We start from the raw sequence: 16,590 nt of genomic DNA, 5'->3' as shown, positions 1-16,590 counted from the left end.
GGCCGCGTCAGCGGCAACCTCCGCAGACCACGCCGGTTTCACCGCGGCCTGCTCAACGCTATGTACCTCTCCGCGCTCTCCAGTCTTAAGGGCTGCCCAGCCTCCAAGGCGTACTACGCGCGCAAGAGAGCCGAGGGCAAGGGCCACAAGCAGGCGCTGCTGGCGCTCGCGCGCCGCCGCGTCAACGTCCTGTGGGCCATGATCCGCGACGGAGCGTGCTACGAAGCCACACCACCCGTCACGGCAGCGGCTTGACATCAGCATTGGGAAGCTCCTTCACGACCGGACAGCGCGGTGTCATCGTTGACTTATGTCAACGTTGACATCCGTTGCCGAGGATGATGGACTCCGCCGCGAGCAACGTCAATGCCCTTCGCTCGTAACGAGTCGGCAACGGAGGCCATCCAGATGAGCCGCTGGAGAACACCCGCACTGGCAGCGATCGCGGCAGTACTCGCCACCACGCTCACCCCCGTCGCGCAGGCGAAGCCGCGCGCTACCGGACCGATCAACCCCGGTTTCGAGACCGGGGACCTCACCGGCTGGACCGTCGTCTCCGGCGACGCGTTCGCCGACACCTCCGTCAGCACCGAGAAGGACTACTGGGGCGGCCCCTTCAACCACCGCGGCGACCACCACCTCTGGGGCTACGCCGCCGCACAGGACGACGCCGTCGGCGAACTGCGCTCCGCGACCTTCACCGCCGGACCCGCGCTCAGCTTCCTCGTCGCCGGCGGCTGGGACCCCGACCACCTGTATGTCGCGCTCGTCCGCGACCGCGACGGCAAGGAGCTGGCCCGCCAGACCGGCATGGACGACGAGGCGTACGCACGCATCGTGTGGGACACCTCCGCCTGGGCCGGGGAGCGCGTCCGCCTCCGCGTCGTCGACGACAAGAAGGGAGGCTGGGGCCACATCAACCTCGACGACGTACGCACCGAGCGCCCGGACAAGGACGACAACGGGCTCACCTTCAACCGCCTGGGCCAGGCCAACCAGCCCGCCGCACACGACTACGCCGCCGACCCACTGCGCCCGCAGTACCACTACACGCCCTACCAGGGCTGGATCAACGACCCCAACGGCCTGGTCCACTACCGCGGCAGGCACCATCTGTTCAGCCAGCACTACCCCGACGCACCCACATGGGGCCCCATGCACTGGGCCCACGCCGACAGCGCGGACGCCGTCCACTGGCGCGAGGAGCCCATCGCCCTGTACCCGCCCCCGCGCGCCACCCCCACCGACAACTCCGGCGTCTTCAGCGGCAGCGCCGTCGACGACGACGGCACGCTCACCGTGGCGTACACCCGCTTCACCGACACCGCCGCCCACCCCGGCGCCACCCCGGAGACCGTCGAGATCGCCACCAGCACCGACGGCGTGACCTTCACCCCCGTCGCGGAGAACCCCGTCATCGCCGGGCCGCCGCCCGGCTCCTCGGCCGGCTTCCGGGACCCCAAGCTCTTCCGCGACCCGACGGACGGCCGCTGGAAGATGGTCGTCGGATCCGGTGATGCCGGGCGGGGCAAAGCGCAGTTGTACGCCTCCGACGACCTGCGGGAGTGGGAGTACGCCGGCGTGCTCGCGCACGGCGACGGCAGCGACGGGGCGATGTGGGAGTGCCCCGACCTCTTCCCGCTGGGCGGCAAGTGGGTGCTCCTCTACTCCACCAACGAGGGCGGCGAATCAGTCCAGCGGTACGCCGTCGGCTCGTACGACGGCCGCACCTTCACGCCCGAGCGCCGCGGCGTGCTCGACGGCGGCGGCGACACGTACGCCGCGCAGAGCTATGCCGACGACCGCGGACGGCGCCTCATGGTCGCCTGGATGAGCGACTGGAACGCCAAGGAACCGACCCGCGTCAACGGCTGGGCCGGCGCACAGACCGTCCACCGCGAGCTGTTCCTGCGCGCGGACGGCGGCCTCGGCGCCCGGCCGGTCGCCGAAGTGGACAGCCTCGCCGCGGGCAAACCGGTCGAGGTGACCGACAAGCGGGTCGACGGTTCCTGGCGCATCGGCCGCGGGGACACCGCACGGCTGGAGGCCGAGCTGGACCTGCGCGCCACCACCGCCCGCACCGTCACACTCCGGCTGCACGCCTCCGAGGCCGAGGCCACCGAGCTGCGCTACGACACGCAGACCGGCGAACTGGCCCTCGACACCGGCCGCTCCGGCTACGGCACCCGGGCCGTCTTCACCACCCGTACCCGGCCGGACGCCGACGGCGTACTGCGACTCGACGTGCTGCTCGACCGGTCGTCGGTGGAGGTTTTCGCCGGCGACGGCGAGACGCTGACGGCGCGGGTGTACCCGCGTTACGCCGAGTCCGACGCAGTCGAGTTCGCCGCCGCCGGCGGAAGCCTGCACCTGCGCGCCGCCACGCTCACGCCGCTGGGCTCCAGTTGGTCGTAGCCCGTACGCCGTCTTCGGAAAGGGAGAGCCGATGAACCCGAGCAGGCCCGTCGCCGTCCTCGGTGAGTGCGTCGCCGACGCCTTCACCACGCCCGTGTCTGCCGCGGCGGACGGCCCGCTCGGGCTCGCGGTCCATCCGGGCGGGGGCCCCGCGAACACCGCGGTGGCCCTCGCCCGGCTGGGCTCCCCGACCCGCTTCCTCGGCCGGCTCTCCACCGACGTGTTCGGCCGGTTGTTCCGCAGCCACCTCGGCTCTTCCGGCGTCGACCTCTCCCGCTGCCCGGAAGCGGCCGAGCCCAGCACGCTGGCCGTCGCCCAGGTGGACGATGAGGGCCGGGCCGGCTACTCCTTCCACGCCGAGCGCACCGCCGACTGGCAGTGGACCCGCGCAGAGCTGCGCACGGGCGTACGTGGCGACCTGGCCTGCCTGCACACCGGGTCGCTGGCGCTCGTCCGCGACCCGGGCGCGGCGCTCGTCGAAGACCTGCTGCACGAGGTACGGCCACGGGCCACGGTCAGCCTCGACCCCAACGTCCGGCCCCTGCTGGTCGACCCGCGGCGCTACCGGGAACGGCTGCCGGCCTGGTGCGCCGTCGCCGACATCCTGCGGGTCAGCGACGAGGACCTGGCCCACCTGGCGCCGGGCGCGACCCCGGCCGCCGCCGCCGACGCCTGGCACGCACACGGCGTACGCCTCGTCGTCGTCACCCTCGGCCCGCACGGCGCCTTCGCCTCACTCGACGGCCACCGGCTGCGGGTGCCCGCACCGCGCACCGCCGTCGTCGACACGGTCGGCGCGGGCGACGCCTTCACGGCCGGGCTGCTGCATTCGCTGGGCGGGGCCGGCGTCCTGGGCGGGCGGCTGGCCGGGCTGACCCCCGAGCTGCTGACGGAGGCGGTATCCACGGGCGTGCGGGTCGCGGCGGCCACCTGTGCCGTAAGCGGCGCGAACCCGCCGTGGGAAACGGAGGCACCAGACCACGTGGCGTGATCTTTTACCGCTCACCCCGGACGAAAGGGGCCGGATGGGCGGGCGTGCTGACCGCGCCGCGTATCGTCGGCGTCCATCGGGACGGGGCCCTGCGGGTGGCGCCGGCCCCGGAGTGGGAACTGCTGTGCGCGGCCGAGCCGTTCGTCACCACCGAGTCCGCGTCCGTACCAGGGGCCGTGCCAGGGGCCGTACGGGGGCCCCTCCCGCGCGCGGACGACCTGCGCGTCACCGCCCGTACACCCACGACCGTCGGCCTGCTGCGGTCCGCCGCCGGCGCCGAGGTGACGCTGCGCCTGGACCCCGCCGACGGCACCGTGACCGTCGACCGCGGCGATGGCCGTTCCCGTCGGTGCCCATGCTCCCCGGCCGCCCTCCCCCACCACTCTGCCCGCCCCGGCCTGGCCGCGATCCCCGCGGCGCTAGCGCCGGATCGCCGCTACCGCGACGGACCCCGCCAGCAGGCTCAGGAGCAGGCACAGCGGCGAGTAGAGCACGGAGTTCCAGCGCCGGAACTCGGCGGCGGACCCGGAGTTCATGAGGTAGCCGCCGGCGCCGCGGGCGAGCATGATCGCGGCGAACACCGCCATGCCGGTCAGTTGCAGCCAGTCCGGCCCGATCCCCGGGATCGTCTCGTTGACCATGAGGGTGAGCGCCGCACCGCCGAGCAGTGCGGCGCCGACGAGTGCGGACAGCAGCGGCGGCGGCATCTCGCCACTGCCGCTGCCGGCGATGGTCTTGGTGAAGGTCACCTTGTCGCGCCACGGCCAGGGGGTGCGGGCCCAGACGAAGTGGAGCACGCCGATCACCACGAGGAGGAGCGTGAGCAGGCCGGGGACCACGGTGCGGATCATTGCGGCCCTGCCTTCGCGCGCTGGCGCTCGGCGGCGTTCGCCTGCCACTCGCGGCCGATGGAGCGCATCAGCGCCGGGTACACCCCGACGTAGCGGAAGGGCTTGATCCCGAGCATGTAGAGGGCTCCGAGCGGCCCGTTCGGCTTGACCAGGACGGCCATCCGGCCGTGGTAGCCGCCGGACCCGTCCGGGACCCAGCCGATATGCATCACCGCGTGCACGGTCTTGTTGCCCATCTCGGCGGCCCACTCGTCGTCCCTCTGATAGAGGGAGGTGAACGGGGATGAACCGAGGTCGGGGCCCCGGGGGCCCTCTCGGAGGTCCGCCGGCAGCCGGTCGAGCAGGGAGGCCACCCGTCCGCCCGGGCCCGCACCGGGCTTGTCCCAGCCGAGCAGCGCCCCGAGCTTCCACCGGACGGCGAAGAGCACGCGGGAGACGAAGTCCTCCCCCTTCACCCCGGAGCTGACGCCCTCGGCGATCTGGCGCACCAGCCACACGAGATCGTCGGGGCCGCCGGGGGTCGGCAGCGCCCACACGTCCTCGACGGTGAAGTCCCCGGCGATCTCGTGGATCCGCCACGGGCGGGAGGTGTGCGCGGTTGTCGAAAGCCTCATGTCCACCACCACCCGGTCCGCTAGCGGGAAAGGAGCGTGAAGACCTGGCGGGGCTTGACCTCACGTTCGTCGAAGACCACCTCGTCGAGGTCACGGACGGCGGCGAGGGCACCGCGGTAGGCGTCCTCGGTCGCGAAGCGGCCGGTGGTGACGACCGCCTCGCCGTCGGGGGTCGCCCAGACGTCGGCGGCCAGGCATCCCGTACGGGACCGGAACGCCTCGCCCACCCGGTGTGCGCGGGCCACGAAGTCCTCGAAGTGCTCGGGCCGCGGGTAGTGGAAGGCGACGAAACCAACGGACATCTGCTCACTCCGTTCACGTATACGGTAGCGTATAGATGCCAGGCTAGCCCATTTATACGCGACCGTATATTCGTGGAAAAGTGAGGTGGGACACATCATGGCGACGGCGCGCACGCCCCGCGAGCGGTGGATCGAGGAGGGGCTGCGGGCGCTGGCCGCCGGCGGCCCGGACGCCGTCCGCGTCGAGGCGCTGGCCAAACGGCTCGGCGTCACGAAGGGAGGGTTCTACGGGTACTTCGCCGACCGCGGCGCGCTGCTGAAGGCCATGCTGGACACCTGGGAACGGGAGAGCACCGACGAGGTCATCGAACGCGTCGAGCGGGAGGGCGGCGACCCGAAAACCAAGATCCACCGGGCGGGCATGCTCACCTTCTCCGACGACCGCCTGCGCCCCATCGACCTCGCCGTACGGGACTGGGCCCGCCGCGACGAAGCGGTCGCCCAGCGCCTGCGGCGCGTCGACAACGTCCGCATGGACCTGCTGCGCGAGATGATCGGCACCTTCTGCCCGGACCCCGACGAGGTCGAGGCCCGCAGCCTGCTCGCCTTCTGCGTGGCCATCGGCGCGCACTTCCTCGCCGCCGACCACGGCCACCGCACCCGCGCCGAGGTACTGGCCCGGGCCGCCGACCTGCTCCTCGACCGCCCCGGCAGAGGCAACCCCGGCTGATCGGTGGCCCAGGTGGCTCGGTGTTCTCCAGGCCCGTGCGGAGCCAGCGCGCTTTGGCTTCCGCAACGCTGCGGCGGGTGGTGCGCTCGGCACCGCGCTCGCGGGCCGGGGCAGCTCAGTCCACACAGACCCTGGCTTGCGTACCCCGGGGGCCGGCACGCTGAGAGCCTTGGCGAGTGGGGGCACGAGCCGGAAACGGGCGGGGGTGTGGTGCTGGGGCCGCCGATCGCACCGGGCGGCCCTCGGCTGGGCCCCGCTGTGCTGCTCCGGCGCCGGGGCGGCGGTGTCCGCCGGGGAGCGTGTGCGGGCCAGAGGTGGTGATCTCGGCGTTGGCGACGACCGTGGCCGGGGGCGCGGCGGTGGTGCTGCGCGGGCATGGTTGCTCGGCCCAACGCAGCGCATGCCGCGCAGGCAACCCTGTGTTTGCGCGCGGGTCAGGCGCGGCGGGCGGCCCAGACGGTGCGCTCGGTGCGTACGACGAGATCCTCGCGGCGCAGGATGCTCTGCGGGAAGTCGGGGTCGAGCAGTTCGTCGAGGGCGGCGAGGTCTTCGGGGCTGAGTGCGGGGGCGGCAGCGCCGCGGATGCGCTGCAGGCTGCCGTACGCGTAGCGGCCGATGGCCTCGCTGCGCTCGCCCTTGATGTTGACGGTGATGGTGCGTTCGTCCTCGACGGTGAACCCCGCGGTGGTGAGCATCGGGCCCCAGTCGGCGCCTCGGTGCGGCACGTGCTCGGCGTGGAAGCTGTCCGTGGCGGCATGGGCGCGCTCTTCGAGACCGGGCCGGCTCTCGGGAGCTTCGGCGGGCAGGAAGCGGGGGAAGCCGGCGAGCTCGACGACGGCGAACAGGCCGCCAGGGGCCAGCAGTTCGCGGACGCTCCGGAGGGCACGGTCGGGGTGGGCCATGTGGTGCATCGATGCCGAGGCCCACGCCAGGTCCGGCCTGCCGAGGCCGGGCCAGTGGTCGGAGTCGAGGTCCGCCTGCACGGTGCGCACCCGCTCCTGCACACCTCGGGCGCATGCCTTCTCGCGCAGGAGCTGAAGGTGTCCGGCCGAGGTGTCGACGGCTGTGACGTGCGCATCGGGGAAACGCTCGAGGAGCGCGAAGGTGCCCGCTCCGGTGCCGGAGCCCAGGTCCACGATCTGGCGCGGCTCGTTCTTCAAGGGCAGCCAGGCCGTGATAGACGCTATGTGCTCGGCGAGCACCTCGGCATCGAGGTCGAGTATCTCCGCCTGGCCACTGTCACCGTGTGACTGGTGGTGGCCGTGGGAATCCCCGTGGTGGCCGTGAGAGTCGCCGTGGTGGGGGGTGTGCCGGTGTGCTGAGGTCATAGCCACACCGTAAGCCCGTCATGCGTCTACGGCACGACTGCTTGCTCAATGCGCAAGAAGATGGGGTGATGCGCTGCCCGCCAGGCAAGACCGCCCGCCGCGTCGAGGCCCCAGGCGCGGTGGCGACCCGACCACTCGCAGGGGCCCTGGCTGTCCCCGCAGTTGGCTTCGCTGCCATCGGCGCCAGCGTCCCTCTGGTGGCCGCGGCGGGCATCGCGGTCGAAGATGCCCATGATCTCGCACGGTCCGGCCTCGGCGCCGATCGCGTGCGGCATCATGGTGGGGAACTCTGCGGCCTGGTTGGTCTCGATGCGAAAACGCCGGTGGCCGAGCATGAGAATGGCGGTGCCGGACAGCACCACCAGCCATTCCCGGCCGGGGTGGGCGCGCATGCGGGCCGGATTGTCGGGCGGCGGGTCGGTCATCCGCTGGCGCATCACGCTCATGCCGGGGTCGCCCTTTATGGGCCAGCGCATCAGGCCGTGGGTGCCGTCGCTCATCGGGCTGATGACGACGTCTTCGGCGGCGTTCTCGACTAGCTGGTCCAGCGTGGTGTCCAGGGCGCGGGCGAGGGTGACCAGCTGATCCAGGGCGAGGCGCCGCTGGCCGTTCTCGATTCGGCTCAGCGAGGACTGACTGAGGTTGGCGCGGGTGGCCAGCTCCTCCAGCGACCAGCCCTGCGCGACACGCAGCGCGCGGATCCGTTTGCGTACGAGGCTGTCCAGCCGCCCATCTTCTTGCGTCATAGGCAATATGTTATGCCCCTTTTGCATCATGAGCTTAGCGTCGCATACAGAGGGTCCGGCACGGGCCCGCACCTCACCACCTTGGCGACCGGTCCTGTCCCGGCGCTGATCCCGCATGCCTTTTTCGGAAGGAAATCATGAGTACGAACCAGGCTCCTCAGACGGCGGCCCCGCCGGTCAGCGGCGGGGGCGTGCCGGATGCGCGCCAGTTGCGCGCGATCCTGATCACCGTCTCGATCGCGCTGATGGCCGTCATCGCCTCGGTGTCCGGGCTGAACGTCGCCCAGACCCACATGGCCGTCGAATGGGGCGCCTCCCAGACCACCGTTCTGTGGATCATCAACATCTACACGCTCGCCCTGGCCGCCCTGCTGCTGCCGCTCGGCGCGCTCGGTGACCGGCTGGGCCGCAGACCCATGCTCATCACCGGGCTGGTCATCTTCGGTGCCGCCAGCGTCGTCGCGGGACTCGCCCCGTCGGCCTCGGTCATGATCGGCGCCCGCGTGGCCGCGGGTATCAGCGCCGCGGTGATCACGCCGATCACCCTCGCCGTCATCACCTCCACCTTCCCCGAGGCGGAACGAGGCAAGGCCATCGGCGTGTGGACCGGCGTCGCCGGAGGCGGCGGCATCATGGGCATGTTCCTCTCCGCTCTGCTGGTCGACGTCGCCGACTGGCGCTGGCTGTTCGCGCTGCCCGTGGTCCTGGTCGTCGTGGCGCTGGCGATGACCCTGAGGTCGGTGCCCAACTCCCGTGAACACTCGGCCCATTCCTTCGACACCATCGGCGCACTGGTCTCCGCCATCGCCGTGATCGGCCTCATCTTCGTCCTCCAAGAAGGCCCCGAGCGCGGCTGGACCGACCCCATCACCTTGATCAGCCTGGCCGTCGGCCTCGTCGCCTCCGCCGCCTTCGTGGCCTGGGAGCTGCACCGCCAGGACGCGTCCCTGCTGGACGTACGCCTCTTCCGGGAGAGCGGCCTGGCCTCGGGAGCGATCACGCTGCTGGTCGTCTTCGGCGTCCAGGCGGGCATCGCCGTCGTGCTCTTCCCGTTCTTCCAGGCCGTGCTCGGCTGGTCCGGGCTGCTGTCCACGGTGGCGATGATGCCGATGGCCGTCATGATGATGACGACCTCGGGCCTGGCCCCCAAGCTGGCCGCCAAGATCGGTGCCCGCTCCACCATGACCGTCGGCGTCGCCCTGGCCGCCCTCGGCCTCGCGTTGATGGCCCTGTTCGTCTCCGTCGACGGCGGCTACCTGTCCATCCTTGCCGGCATGCTCGCCATGGGCACCGGCATGGGCCTGTCCATGACGCCGTCCACCGCGGCCATCACCAGCTCGCTGCCCCGCGCCAAGCAAGGCGTTGCCTCCGCGCTCAACGACGTCACCCGCGAGTTCGGCACCGCCCTGGGCGTCGCCATGCTCGGCGCGCTCCTGGCCAACGGCTACCGCCACGCCCTCGACGCCAAGCTTGACGGCATCCCCACGAACGCCGCCGGCACCGCCCGCGAGGGCATCGCCACCGCCGTCGAGGTCGCACCCGGGACCGGCAGCCGCGCCCAGGAACTCATCCACGCCGCACAGCAGTCCTTCGTCGACGGCTGGCAGCAAGCCATGTGGACCGGCGCCGCCGTGATGGGTGCGCTGCTCGTCTACACCGCCCTGCGCGGCCCGAAGAACACCGCCCCCCTCCAGTCCGACGCCGAGTCAGCCCCGGAGGCCGGCGCCGCGGCGAACACTGCCGCCCGCTGACGCGCAGGAACTCCGTGCTGACCAGATTGACGCGGAGCCGGCCGGTGGTGCCGCGGAGGAGTGCGGTGACCATGGCGGCGTCCTCTCGGTCATGAGCTACTCGACGTGTGCAGGTGCGGTTACGGGTGCCGGCCGGGCCGGGGGTGCTCAGCCGGTGGGGAAGTTGTCCGGTGTCCTGATGTGGTCACGGACCCAGACACCGGCGGCCTTCAGGGACGTCGTCCCGCACCCCGGCGGCGGTCTTGGCGCCGTTGACATAGATGTCCACGGGGCGGTCGGATGCCGTCCCGTTGGCGTATCGGAACTGCAGTCCGGTGCTGGCTGCGGCGGCGGAGCTGACGGTGAACTCGACGTAGGAGCCGGCGACGTTCGTGTAGTCGACGAACCCGGTGCCGGTGCAGCCCTGGTGTTCGCTGGCCACGGTGCCCTGCGAGATGACGGCTTCCTCGGCCTGGTATTCGGCGTCCGGTGCGGCGGTGTCCGCCTCCAGGTAGTCGAGGTTGGGCAGCCCGTCCGCGGTGGTGGAGGTGAGCCGGACCATGTTGGCGCCGGCGGCCAGCGGGGTGCTGACCGTGGCGGTGGTCCACCCCTCCCACGTCCCGGTCGACGGGAAGGGCGTGCCGGCGGCGACCGCGGTGCCGTTCACGGTTACCGCACCCGGCCGGTCGGCGGCGGTGCCGTTGGCGTACCGGATGGCCAGCGATACCGTGCCCGCGGCCGGCGCGTTCACCGTGAACTCGACGTACGAGCCCACGACATTGTCGGTTTTCACGAAACCCGCACCGGAGAACCCGGCGTGGTTCGCCTCCACCACCCCCTGCGACACAACCGCATCCTCCGCCTCATAGCGGACCGGCGCGGCGCTGGCGGGTACGGGCCCCAGCAGGGCGGCCAGGAGCACGGCGAGCACTGCCGCCACCCCCGTGACACTGCACATCATTCTGAATCGGGCGGCTCTCATCTGACCTCCGATGAACGAAGACCGATAGGAAAGTTTCCTAACATCCCTCCCAGCGGCCCGCCTACCCTGCAAGGGCCATGACAAATTTGTGGGCTCCCCAGGTCCTCAGCACGCCCCATCGGCCGACGGCGCTTCGTCCTCGGCGTGCGGGAGGATCCGGTGGAGGAAGCCCTCGATGTGGCGGTGGTGGCGGTGGCACGGATCCTGTTGGTGCCGGCCGCGAGCGGGACGGTGAGGGTACTGGTGGCCCAGTCGGACCAGGCGCCCGTGGGATTGAAGGACCGGCCTGCGGCGACCACGGTGCCGTTGACGGCGATGTCCATGGGCCGGTTGAGGGTGGTGCCGTTGGCGTAGCGCAGCGTGAGGGCGGCACTGCCGGCCGCCGCGGCGGGCACGGTCCACTCGACGTAGGAGCCGGCGAGGTTGTCGCAGTTCACGAAGCCGGTACCGGTGAATCCTGTGTGGTTGGACTCCACGACACCTTGGGAGACGAGGGCGTCCTCCGCCTGGTAGTCGGTGCCCGCGGTGCCGGCGGTGAGCTGGTAGCCGCGCAGGTTCGTCAGCAGCAGGTAGCAGTCCTGCAGCGAGCCCGAGGTGTCGCCGAGTGAGCGGTAGATGCCCCACTTGGGGCGCACCCGGTCGTCCAGGAAGGTGTCGACGCCGGTCTTCGTCGCGTCCACGATCGTGGTTCCGCCCTTGCTCAGAATCCAGCGGATGCTGCCCGCGGTGCCGTTGCCGAACTTCATCTGGAAGTCGACGTCGACCCACGAGTCGTGCAGCGGGACCAGATCGGTGCGGCCGACCAGGATGTTCGGCTCGAACAGCTTCAGCTCGATGGTCTGTTCGCCGTTCACCCGGCGCAGCGACATGACGGTGATCGGCGAGGTGCCGGTGCCGGGCTGCTTGGTCTGCATGATGTGGGTGAAGCTCGTGGTCGCCTTCAGCGAGCTCGGGATGTACATGGAGTACGTCATCCGCCAGGTCTCGCCCGGGAGCCAGCGCAGGTACGAGCCGCTGCCGGTGCGCATCCCGGTGGCTTCCTGCCGCTGCCGGTCGGTGGAGGTCGGTGGAGGTGTCGCGGTCGACCATGTGCATGTTGAACCGGTAGTTGTCGCCGGTGGGGTAGATGTGCGGCTGCCCGGCCGGGTGGGAGTCCGCGCGGTCGTCCTCGATGGTCTCCCAGGCGCCCATGCCTGCGGTGGCCGCCGCCGGGGACCAGCGTAACCGCCAGTCGTCCAGGGTGCCCGCGGCGGCCGGCGGTGCCGCCGGGAGACTGCGGGCACCTGCCACGGAAGGCGGCAGGGCGACTGCCGCTGCAGTGCCGAGCGCGGCTCCGAGCACGGCTCGGCGGTTGGGGGTGTTCATTTTGCTCACCTGCCCTCGGGAGCCTCGGCTCCCCTTGAACTGATAGGAAAGTAACCTAACAGTAGGAGCGTGGCGTGATCCCCGTCTATGCACCCCTCGGATGTTTGTCCAAGGGGTGCATATATGACCCTCGCCAGGAGGGGTTACTCACCCTCCTGGCGACGCGGGCAGGTCTCCGACGCAGGGCAGAGATAGGAGCATTCGGGCCTGATCGGCGCGGATCAGCCCCTCTCGATGATGATGCGGTACGACTCCCCCCGCTGGGTCGGCAGGGTGAGCGTGCCGCCCCGGACGGCGTGGGCCGCCGGGGCGCCGTCGGCGGTCGCCACCCGCAGCCGGTTGTACGTGCCCTGGAAGTAGGTCTTCTGGTCGACCAGGTTGGTCTTCTCGTCGATCCGCAACCGGTAGATGCGCTGGCCGACCGTGGTGGCCACGAAGACGTGGTCGTTGACGATGGTCAGCCCGCTCGGCGAGGCGGAGCTGGTGGACCAGGTCTTCTTCGGGGCGATGTAACCGCTGCAACTGCCCGAGGTGCCCTCGCAGTTGGGCCAGCCGTAGTTGCCTCCCTTGACGATGAGGTTGACCTCGTCCTGGCTGCTGTTGCCGAACTCGGCCTCCCACAGCCGGCCTGCGAGTCGAAGTCCAGGCCCTGCGGGTTGCGGTGGCCCTTGGACCAGACGGCGTTGCCGAACGGGTTGTCGGCGGGGATGGTGCCGTCGGGGTTGATCCGCAGGATCTTGCCGCTGAGCGAGGAGTTGCTCTGGGCGAGGTCGCCGTTCTGCGCGTCGCCCGCCGAGGCGTAGAGCTTGCCGTCCGGCCCGAAGCGCAGCCGCCCGCCGTTGTGGTAGCGGTTCTTGGCGATACCGGTGAGCAGGATCTGCCGGCCGCTGAGCGTGCCGTTCTCGTACTTCATCCGCACGAGCTGATTGCCCGCGGATGCCGTGTGGTAGATGTACACCCAGTGATCGCTGTCGAAGGTCGGCGAGATCGCCAGCCCCGGCAGACCGCCTTCCCCATTGGTCGCCGACGACGTCGGGTACCTTGCCGACCAGGGTCTTCTGGCCGGCCTTGGTGAGCCGGTAGACGTTGAAGGTGTTGCGCTCGGAGAAGAGCGCCGAGCCGTCCGGCAGGAAGGCCAGGCCCCGGGCCACGTCGACGCCGCTGGCGGGGGTGCTGACCGTGCCGGGGTCGGGTACGCCGTAGCCGCCGCTCGGCTCGGTGCGGACGACGATCTCGTTGGAGAAGGCGGACTTGTTTCCCGCAGCGTCGTACGCGAGGACCCTGAAGCGGTAGTCGGTGTCGGCCGTCAGGCCGGCGACCGTCGCCGACGCGGTGGTGGAAGTCTGCCGGAGCACGCCGTCCACGTGGATCTCGTAGCCCGCCACCGCCTTGTTGTCGGTCGAGGCGGTCCAGGCGAGGTCCACGCCGGTCGAGGACGTGCCCGTGGAGCGGAGGTTCGCGGGCACCGTCGGCGCCTCGGTGTCCGGCTGCGGCGGCAGCGTCCTGATCAGGACGTTGTTGCTGGCCACCGAGACGTTGCGGGTGTCACGGGCGAAGACGGTCCAGGCGTACTCGGTGTCGGGGTCGAGGCCGGTGACGGTCGTGCCGAGTTCGGCGGCCGGAGCGGTCTTCATGAGCTGGCCGTGCTGGTAGACGTCGTACGCGACGACGCCCTTGTCGTCCGTGGCGGCGTCCCACAGCAGTGAGACGGCGGTGTCCGTGGGCGGCTTGGCCGGGACGGCACGGAGGTTGGCCGGCGCCGTCGGCGGAACGGTGTCCACCGGGCCGAGGATGCCGACGGTGAGCTTGTCGAGGTTCGGGCCGTCGATGCCGGCCGTCGTGGCACGGATCGTGTTACTGCCCGCCTTCAGCTCGACCTCCTTGCTCGCGGTCTGCCAGGTGGTCCAGGCGCCGGTCGGCTCGAACGGGAGGTCGCCCTCGACGGCCGTTCCGTTGACCGAGACGGTCATGGGCCGGCGGACGGTGGCATCGAGTGCGTAGCGGAAGCCCAGGTTGGCGAGCGAAGCCTCGGCCGCATCCACCGTGAACTCGATGTACGAGCCCTGGACGACGTCGAAGTTGACGAACCCGGTGCCCGAATAGCCCTCGTGGTTGGACTCGACGGCACCCTGCGAGATCACCGCCGACTCCGCCTCGTGGTCCGTGCCCGTCGGCGGGTCGGGGAAGGTCGCCTCCAGGTAGTCGAGATTGGGCCCGCCCTCCGCGGCCACGGACGTGGCACGGATCTTGTTGACTCCGGCCTTCACCGGCACGGTGGTGGTCACCGTCTGCCAGGTGGTCCAGGCGCCGGTGGGGTCGAAGGCGAGGTCGTCGCGGACGAGCATGCCGTCGACGGCGATGTCCACCGGGCGGCCACCGGTGGTGCCGTTCGCATAGCGGATCGCCAGGGTGGCGGTGCCGGCAGCGGCCCAGCAGGAACACGACCGGATCGAGGCGTCCTGGCGGGACAGAGGGCTTCAGGAACCCCGTCTAGGCGTTCGGCATAGGCAGCCGCCCTGAAGTAATTCGTATTAGCACCTTGACGGGACGTTCAGGCCCGGAGAGTGTGTCCGATCAGCCGGACGGTCACGCACCGTTGGCTTCCTCGCCGCTCCCATGACGTCCAGGAGTCGCCCCATGACGTACGGATCCCCGCTGTCGCGCCGCGCGATCATCACGGCGGCCGGAGCCGCCGGCCTCGCCGCCGCGATGCCCCTCCCCCAGGCTCTCGCCGCCGGCACCCTGCCGACGCTGCCGCCCCTGCCCCCGGGCTCGCCCTCTCGGCGCGCATTCGCCGCCGACGAACAGCTCTACGCCCCCTATCTGGTCAGCCTCGCCGAGATGGCCAACGACATCGAGGACAACGGCTTCATGGGCGGCGGCTGGTGGCGATCGCCCGCGGTCCCGTACAACGCACGGGTCCAGGAGCATGTCTACACACTGAGCTGGTTCCTCACCATGAACCGCTCCTGGAACCCGTACCACGGCAACTCCGCCCTCCTGACGCGGCTGGACGCGGCACTCGGCCACTACCTCGGCCTCCAGCACGCCGACGGCTCATGGCCGGAGTACAGCGCCGACGAGCACTCCCTCGCCGCGACCGGCTTCGCCCTCGGCTACCTGAGCAAGACCCATGTGCTCCTGAAGGACGCGCGGCTGCTTCCCACCCGCCGCCGCCAGCTCGCCCGCGCCCTGCACCAGGCGATGACCTGGCTTCTCAACCCGTCCAACACCCGTGCCTGGCAGACCCCGATCAGATACACCAACCAGGTCACCGCAGGACTGGCAGGAGCCGCACTGGCGCTCAGAACCAACCCCGACGCAACCCTGCGGGTCCAGTTGAACAACGCCTTCGCCCGCATGGCCCAGAACGGGCAGGGCCCGGCCGGCTTCTTCCACGAAGAGGGCGGCATGGACATGAACTACAACTTCGAGGTCATGCTGCCCGAGATGGCCGACGCCTGGAGACAGTCGGACAACGAGCACCTGGTGGCCATGACCCGGAAGTACACCGACTGGCTCGGCTACAACCTGCTGCGCGAACCCGACGGCTCCGGCTGGTTCTGCAACATCGCTCCCTCCACCCGCACCAGCACCCTCGCCTACGACGACACCCGCCCCGACCCGGAACGCACCGCGCTCAACAACCAGTTCGTCCCGCCGGTGCCCGCACTGGGCGCATTCCTGTCAGCCAGGGAGGACCTTGCGTCGGCCCGCAGTTCCTGGGCCGCCGACACCTCCCCGGTGGCCGGACTGACCAAGCAGAACACCTCTCCGCGCATCCTCACCCACGCGATCTACGACGAGAAATACCCCACCCGCCAGGCCAAGACCCAGGCGATCAGAACCGTTGCCTACCTCGCCTCGGCAAGCTTCACCGAACACCGCACCGACCAAGGCCAGGACTTCCTCTACATCCGCCGCCCCGACGTCTACCTGGGCGCCTACCTCGGTACCCGGCCGACCAGCAGGGCCCGCACCGGCCTCAGCTTCCTGTGGCACCCGGTCGCCGGCACTGTCATCCAGTCCCTGAACAACAACAACCACGGCGTGTGGGCCACCGTCCTCCCCGGCCAGGCACCAGACTCCAACGGGCCCCAGGCCGGGCAGTTCTTCGGCGGCAGCCCCTACGCCTTCCGCTTCGGCACCCCCAGCGGGTCGGTCGTCACCGACGTCAAGGTCGGCAACGGACTGGTACAGCGCTCCGTCCGGGCCAACTCGCCGGCGACCGAGACCGTGCCTCTGATCCTCCAGGCATCCGACCGCGTGGTGTTCACCGACGGCACCGCCCTGCCCTGGGGAAGCTCCGCCACAGCCACCGCCGCCGGCATTGACGTGCACCGCCGCTCCGGCGTCATCCGGATCCGCTGGGGTGCCGCCCGGAACGCGAGCATCGCCGCCGCCTCCATCACCTACCTGCGCGACGGCAGCAGGCGGATGCACATCCTGAAGGTCCCGCACGACGGTTCCCTCGACGTCAGCATCCGACTTGCCTACTGACGGCCCGGCCGGCCCGCCCTCCCGGCGGGCCGGCCGCCACCTTGAACCAACCCCCGGGGCTGAAGGTCCTTCGCGATCTTCAACCCCGGGAAAAGC

General features: G+C 70.8%; 12 protein-coding genes and 4 pseudogenes. 6 read left to right on the top strand and 10 right to left on the bottom strand.

Going from position 1 to position 16,590, the window contains the following annotated elements; all coding sequences use genetic code 11:
• The 3 genes and pseudogenes from B124_RS33050 to B124_RS33040 all read left to right on the top strand — a co-directional run.
• A pseudogene (locus B124_RS33050) lies at window positions 1-255 on the top strand (IS110 family transposase); the annotation flags it as partial.
• 153 nt (window positions 256-408) lie between these two features.
• Window positions 409-2,415, top strand: coding sequence for a glycoside hydrolase family 32 protein (locus tag B124_RS33045; RefSeq protein WP_496506704.1), 2,007 nt, complete (start codon window positions 409-411; stop codon window positions 2,413-2,415).
• Between the two features lie 31 nt (window positions 2,416-2,446).
• Window positions 2,447-3,406: a carbohydrate kinase family protein gene (locus tag B124_RS33040; RefSeq protein ID WP_496506703.1), complete on the top strand. Its 960-nt coding sequence runs from the start codon at window positions 2,447-2,449 to the stop codon at window positions 3,404-3,406.
• Window positions 3,407-3,825: 419 nt separating this feature from the next.
• Here B124_RS33040 and B124_RS33035 read toward each other — a convergent pair whose 3' ends face one another.
• From B124_RS33035 to B124_RS33025, 3 genes are read right to left on the bottom strand one after another with little or no spacing between them, the layout of a single operon-like run.
• Window positions 3,826-4,257 carry a DUF3995 domain-containing protein gene (locus B124_RS33035; RefSeq protein ID WP_496506702.1) on the bottom strand — a complete coding sequence of 144 codons (432 nt, stop codon included), beginning with the start codon at window positions 4,255-4,257 and terminating at the stop codon, window positions 3,826-3,828.
• Window positions 4,254-4,871, bottom strand: coding sequence for a DUF2867 domain-containing protein (locus tag B124_RS33030; RefSeq protein WP_496506701.1), 618 nt, complete (start codon window positions 4,869-4,871; stop codon window positions 4,254-4,256). The genes B124_RS33035 and B124_RS33030 overlap by 4 nt, the downstream gene beginning before the upstream one ends.
• Window positions 4,872-4,891: 20 nt before the next feature.
• Window positions 4,892-5,173: an antibiotic biosynthesis monooxygenase gene (locus B124_RS33025; RefSeq protein ID WP_496506700.1), complete on the bottom strand. Its 282-nt coding sequence runs from the start codon at window positions 5,171-5,173 to the stop codon at window positions 4,892-4,894.
• A gap of 97 nt (window positions 5,174-5,270) precedes the next feature.
• Here B124_RS33025 and B124_RS33020 point away from each other — a divergent pair, with 97 nt between their 5' ends.
• Window positions 5,271-5,843 (top strand): TetR/AcrR family transcriptional regulator, encoded by a 573-nt coding sequence (locus tag B124_RS33020; protein WP_496506699.1) that lies wholly within the window; start codon window positions 5,271-5,273, stop codon window positions 5,841-5,843.
• 434 nt (window positions 5,844-6,277) lie between these two features.
• Here the strand turns inward: B124_RS33020 and B124_RS33015 are convergent, their stop codons facing one another.
• Both B124_RS33015 and B124_RS33010 read right to left on the bottom strand, forming a co-directional pair.
• Window positions 6,278-7,171: a class I SAM-dependent methyltransferase gene (locus B124_RS33015; protein ID WP_496506698.1), complete on the bottom strand. Its 894-nt coding sequence runs from the start codon at window positions 7,169-7,171 to the stop codon at window positions 6,278-6,280.
• A 26-nt stretch (window positions 7,172-7,197) separates the two neighbouring features.
• Window positions 7,198-7,917: a helix-turn-helix domain-containing protein gene (locus tag B124_RS33010; RefSeq protein ID WP_496506697.1), complete on the bottom strand. Its 720-nt coding sequence runs from the start codon at window positions 7,915-7,917 to the stop codon at window positions 7,198-7,200.
• Window positions 7,918-8,054: 137 nt separating this feature from the next.
• On the opposite strand from B124_RS33010, the gene B124_RS33005 reads away from it, so the two are divergent.
• A complete protein-coding gene (locus B124_RS33005; RefSeq protein WP_496506696.1) occupies window positions 8,055-9,668 on the top strand; it encodes an MFS transporter in 1,614 nt (537 codons plus the stop codon).
• A 184-nt stretch (window positions 9,669-9,852) separates the two neighbouring features.
• Here the strand turns inward: B124_RS33005 and B124_RS33000 are convergent, their stop codons facing one another.
• The 5 genes and pseudogenes from B124_RS33000 to B124_RS32980 all read right to left on the bottom strand — a co-directional run.
• Complete coding sequence (locus B124_RS33000) at window positions 9,853-10,587, bottom strand: CBM35 domain-containing protein (RefSeq protein ID WP_496506695.1); 735 nt, start codon at window positions 10,585-10,587, stop codon at window positions 9,853-9,855.
• Between the two features lie 38 nt (window positions 10,588-10,625).
• Window positions 10,626-11,183, bottom strand: a complete 558-nt coding sequence (locus B124_RS32995; RefSeq protein ID WP_496506706.1) for a carbohydrate-binding protein — start codon at window positions 11,181-11,183, stop codon at window positions 10,626-10,628.
• A pseudogene (locus tag B124_RS32990) lies at window positions 11,166-11,994 on the bottom strand (polysaccharide lyase family protein); the annotation flags it as partial. The pseudogene B124_RS32990 and the gene B124_RS32995, both read right to left, overlap by 18 nt.
• 221 nt (window positions 11,995-12,215) lie before the next feature.
• Window positions 12,216-12,982 (bottom strand): annotated as a pseudogene (locus tag B124_RS32985) (PQQ-dependent sugar dehydrogenase).
• Between the two features lie 247 nt (window positions 12,983-13,229).
• Window positions 13,230-14,444 (bottom strand): annotated as a pseudogene (locus tag B124_RS32980) (carbohydrate-binding protein); the annotation flags it as partial.
• 187 nt (window positions 14,445-14,631) lie between these two features.
• Between B124_RS32980 and B124_RS32975 the strand changes: the two are divergent.
• Window positions 14,632-16,494, top strand: coding sequence for a hypothetical protein (locus B124_RS32975; RefSeq protein WP_496506694.1), 1,863 nt, complete (start codon window positions 14,632-14,634; stop codon window positions 16,492-16,494).
• Window positions 16,495-16,590: the final 96 nt, after the last annotated feature.

The organism is Streptomyces sp. CNP082 (assembly GCF_059570535.1).
This window is presented reverse-complemented; position numbering and strand designations above follow the sequence as displayed.

What these genes read in the sequence shown, in the direction of transcription:
- B124_RS33010 (WP_496506697.1), bottom strand. Translation starts at nt 7,917, where the DNA reads ATGACGCAAGAAGATGGGCGGCTGGACAGCCTCGTACGCAAACGGATC.
- B124_RS33015 (WP_496506698.1), bottom strand. Translation starts at nt 7,171, where the DNA reads ATGACCTCAGCACACCGGCACACCCCCCACCACGGCGACTCTCACGGC.
- B124_RS33030 (WP_496506701.1), bottom strand. Translation starts at nt 4,871, where the DNA reads ATGAGGCTTTCGACAACCGCGCACACCTCCCGCCCGTGGCGGATCCAC.
- B124_RS33045 (WP_496506704.1), top strand. Translation starts at nt 409, where the DNA reads ATGAGCCGCTGGAGAACACCCGCACTGGCAGCGATCGCGGCAGTACTC.
- B124_RS32975 (WP_496506694.1), top strand. Translation starts at nt 14,632, where the DNA reads ATGACGTACGGATCCCCGCTGTCGCGCCGCGCGATCATCACGGCGGCC.
- B124_RS33040 (WP_496506703.1), top strand. Translation starts at nt 2,447, where the DNA reads ATGAACCCGAGCAGGCCCGTCGCCGTCCTCGGTGAGTGCGTCGCCGAC.
- B124_RS33025 (WP_496506700.1), bottom strand. Translation starts at nt 5,173, where the DNA reads ATGTCCGTTGGTTTCGTCGCCTTCCACTACCCGCGGCCCGAGCACTTC.
- B124_RS33005 (WP_496506696.1), top strand. Translation starts at nt 8,055, where the DNA reads ATGAGTACGAACCAGGCTCCTCAGACGGCGGCCCCGCCGGTCAGCGGC.
- B124_RS33035 (WP_496506702.1), bottom strand. Translation starts at nt 4,257, where the DNA reads ATGATCCGCACCGTGGTCCCCGGCCTGCTCACGCTCCTCCTCGTGGTG.
- B124_RS33020 (WP_496506699.1), top strand. Translation starts at nt 5,271, where the DNA reads ATGGCGACGGCGCGCACGCCCCGCGAGCGGTGGATCGAGGAGGGGCTG.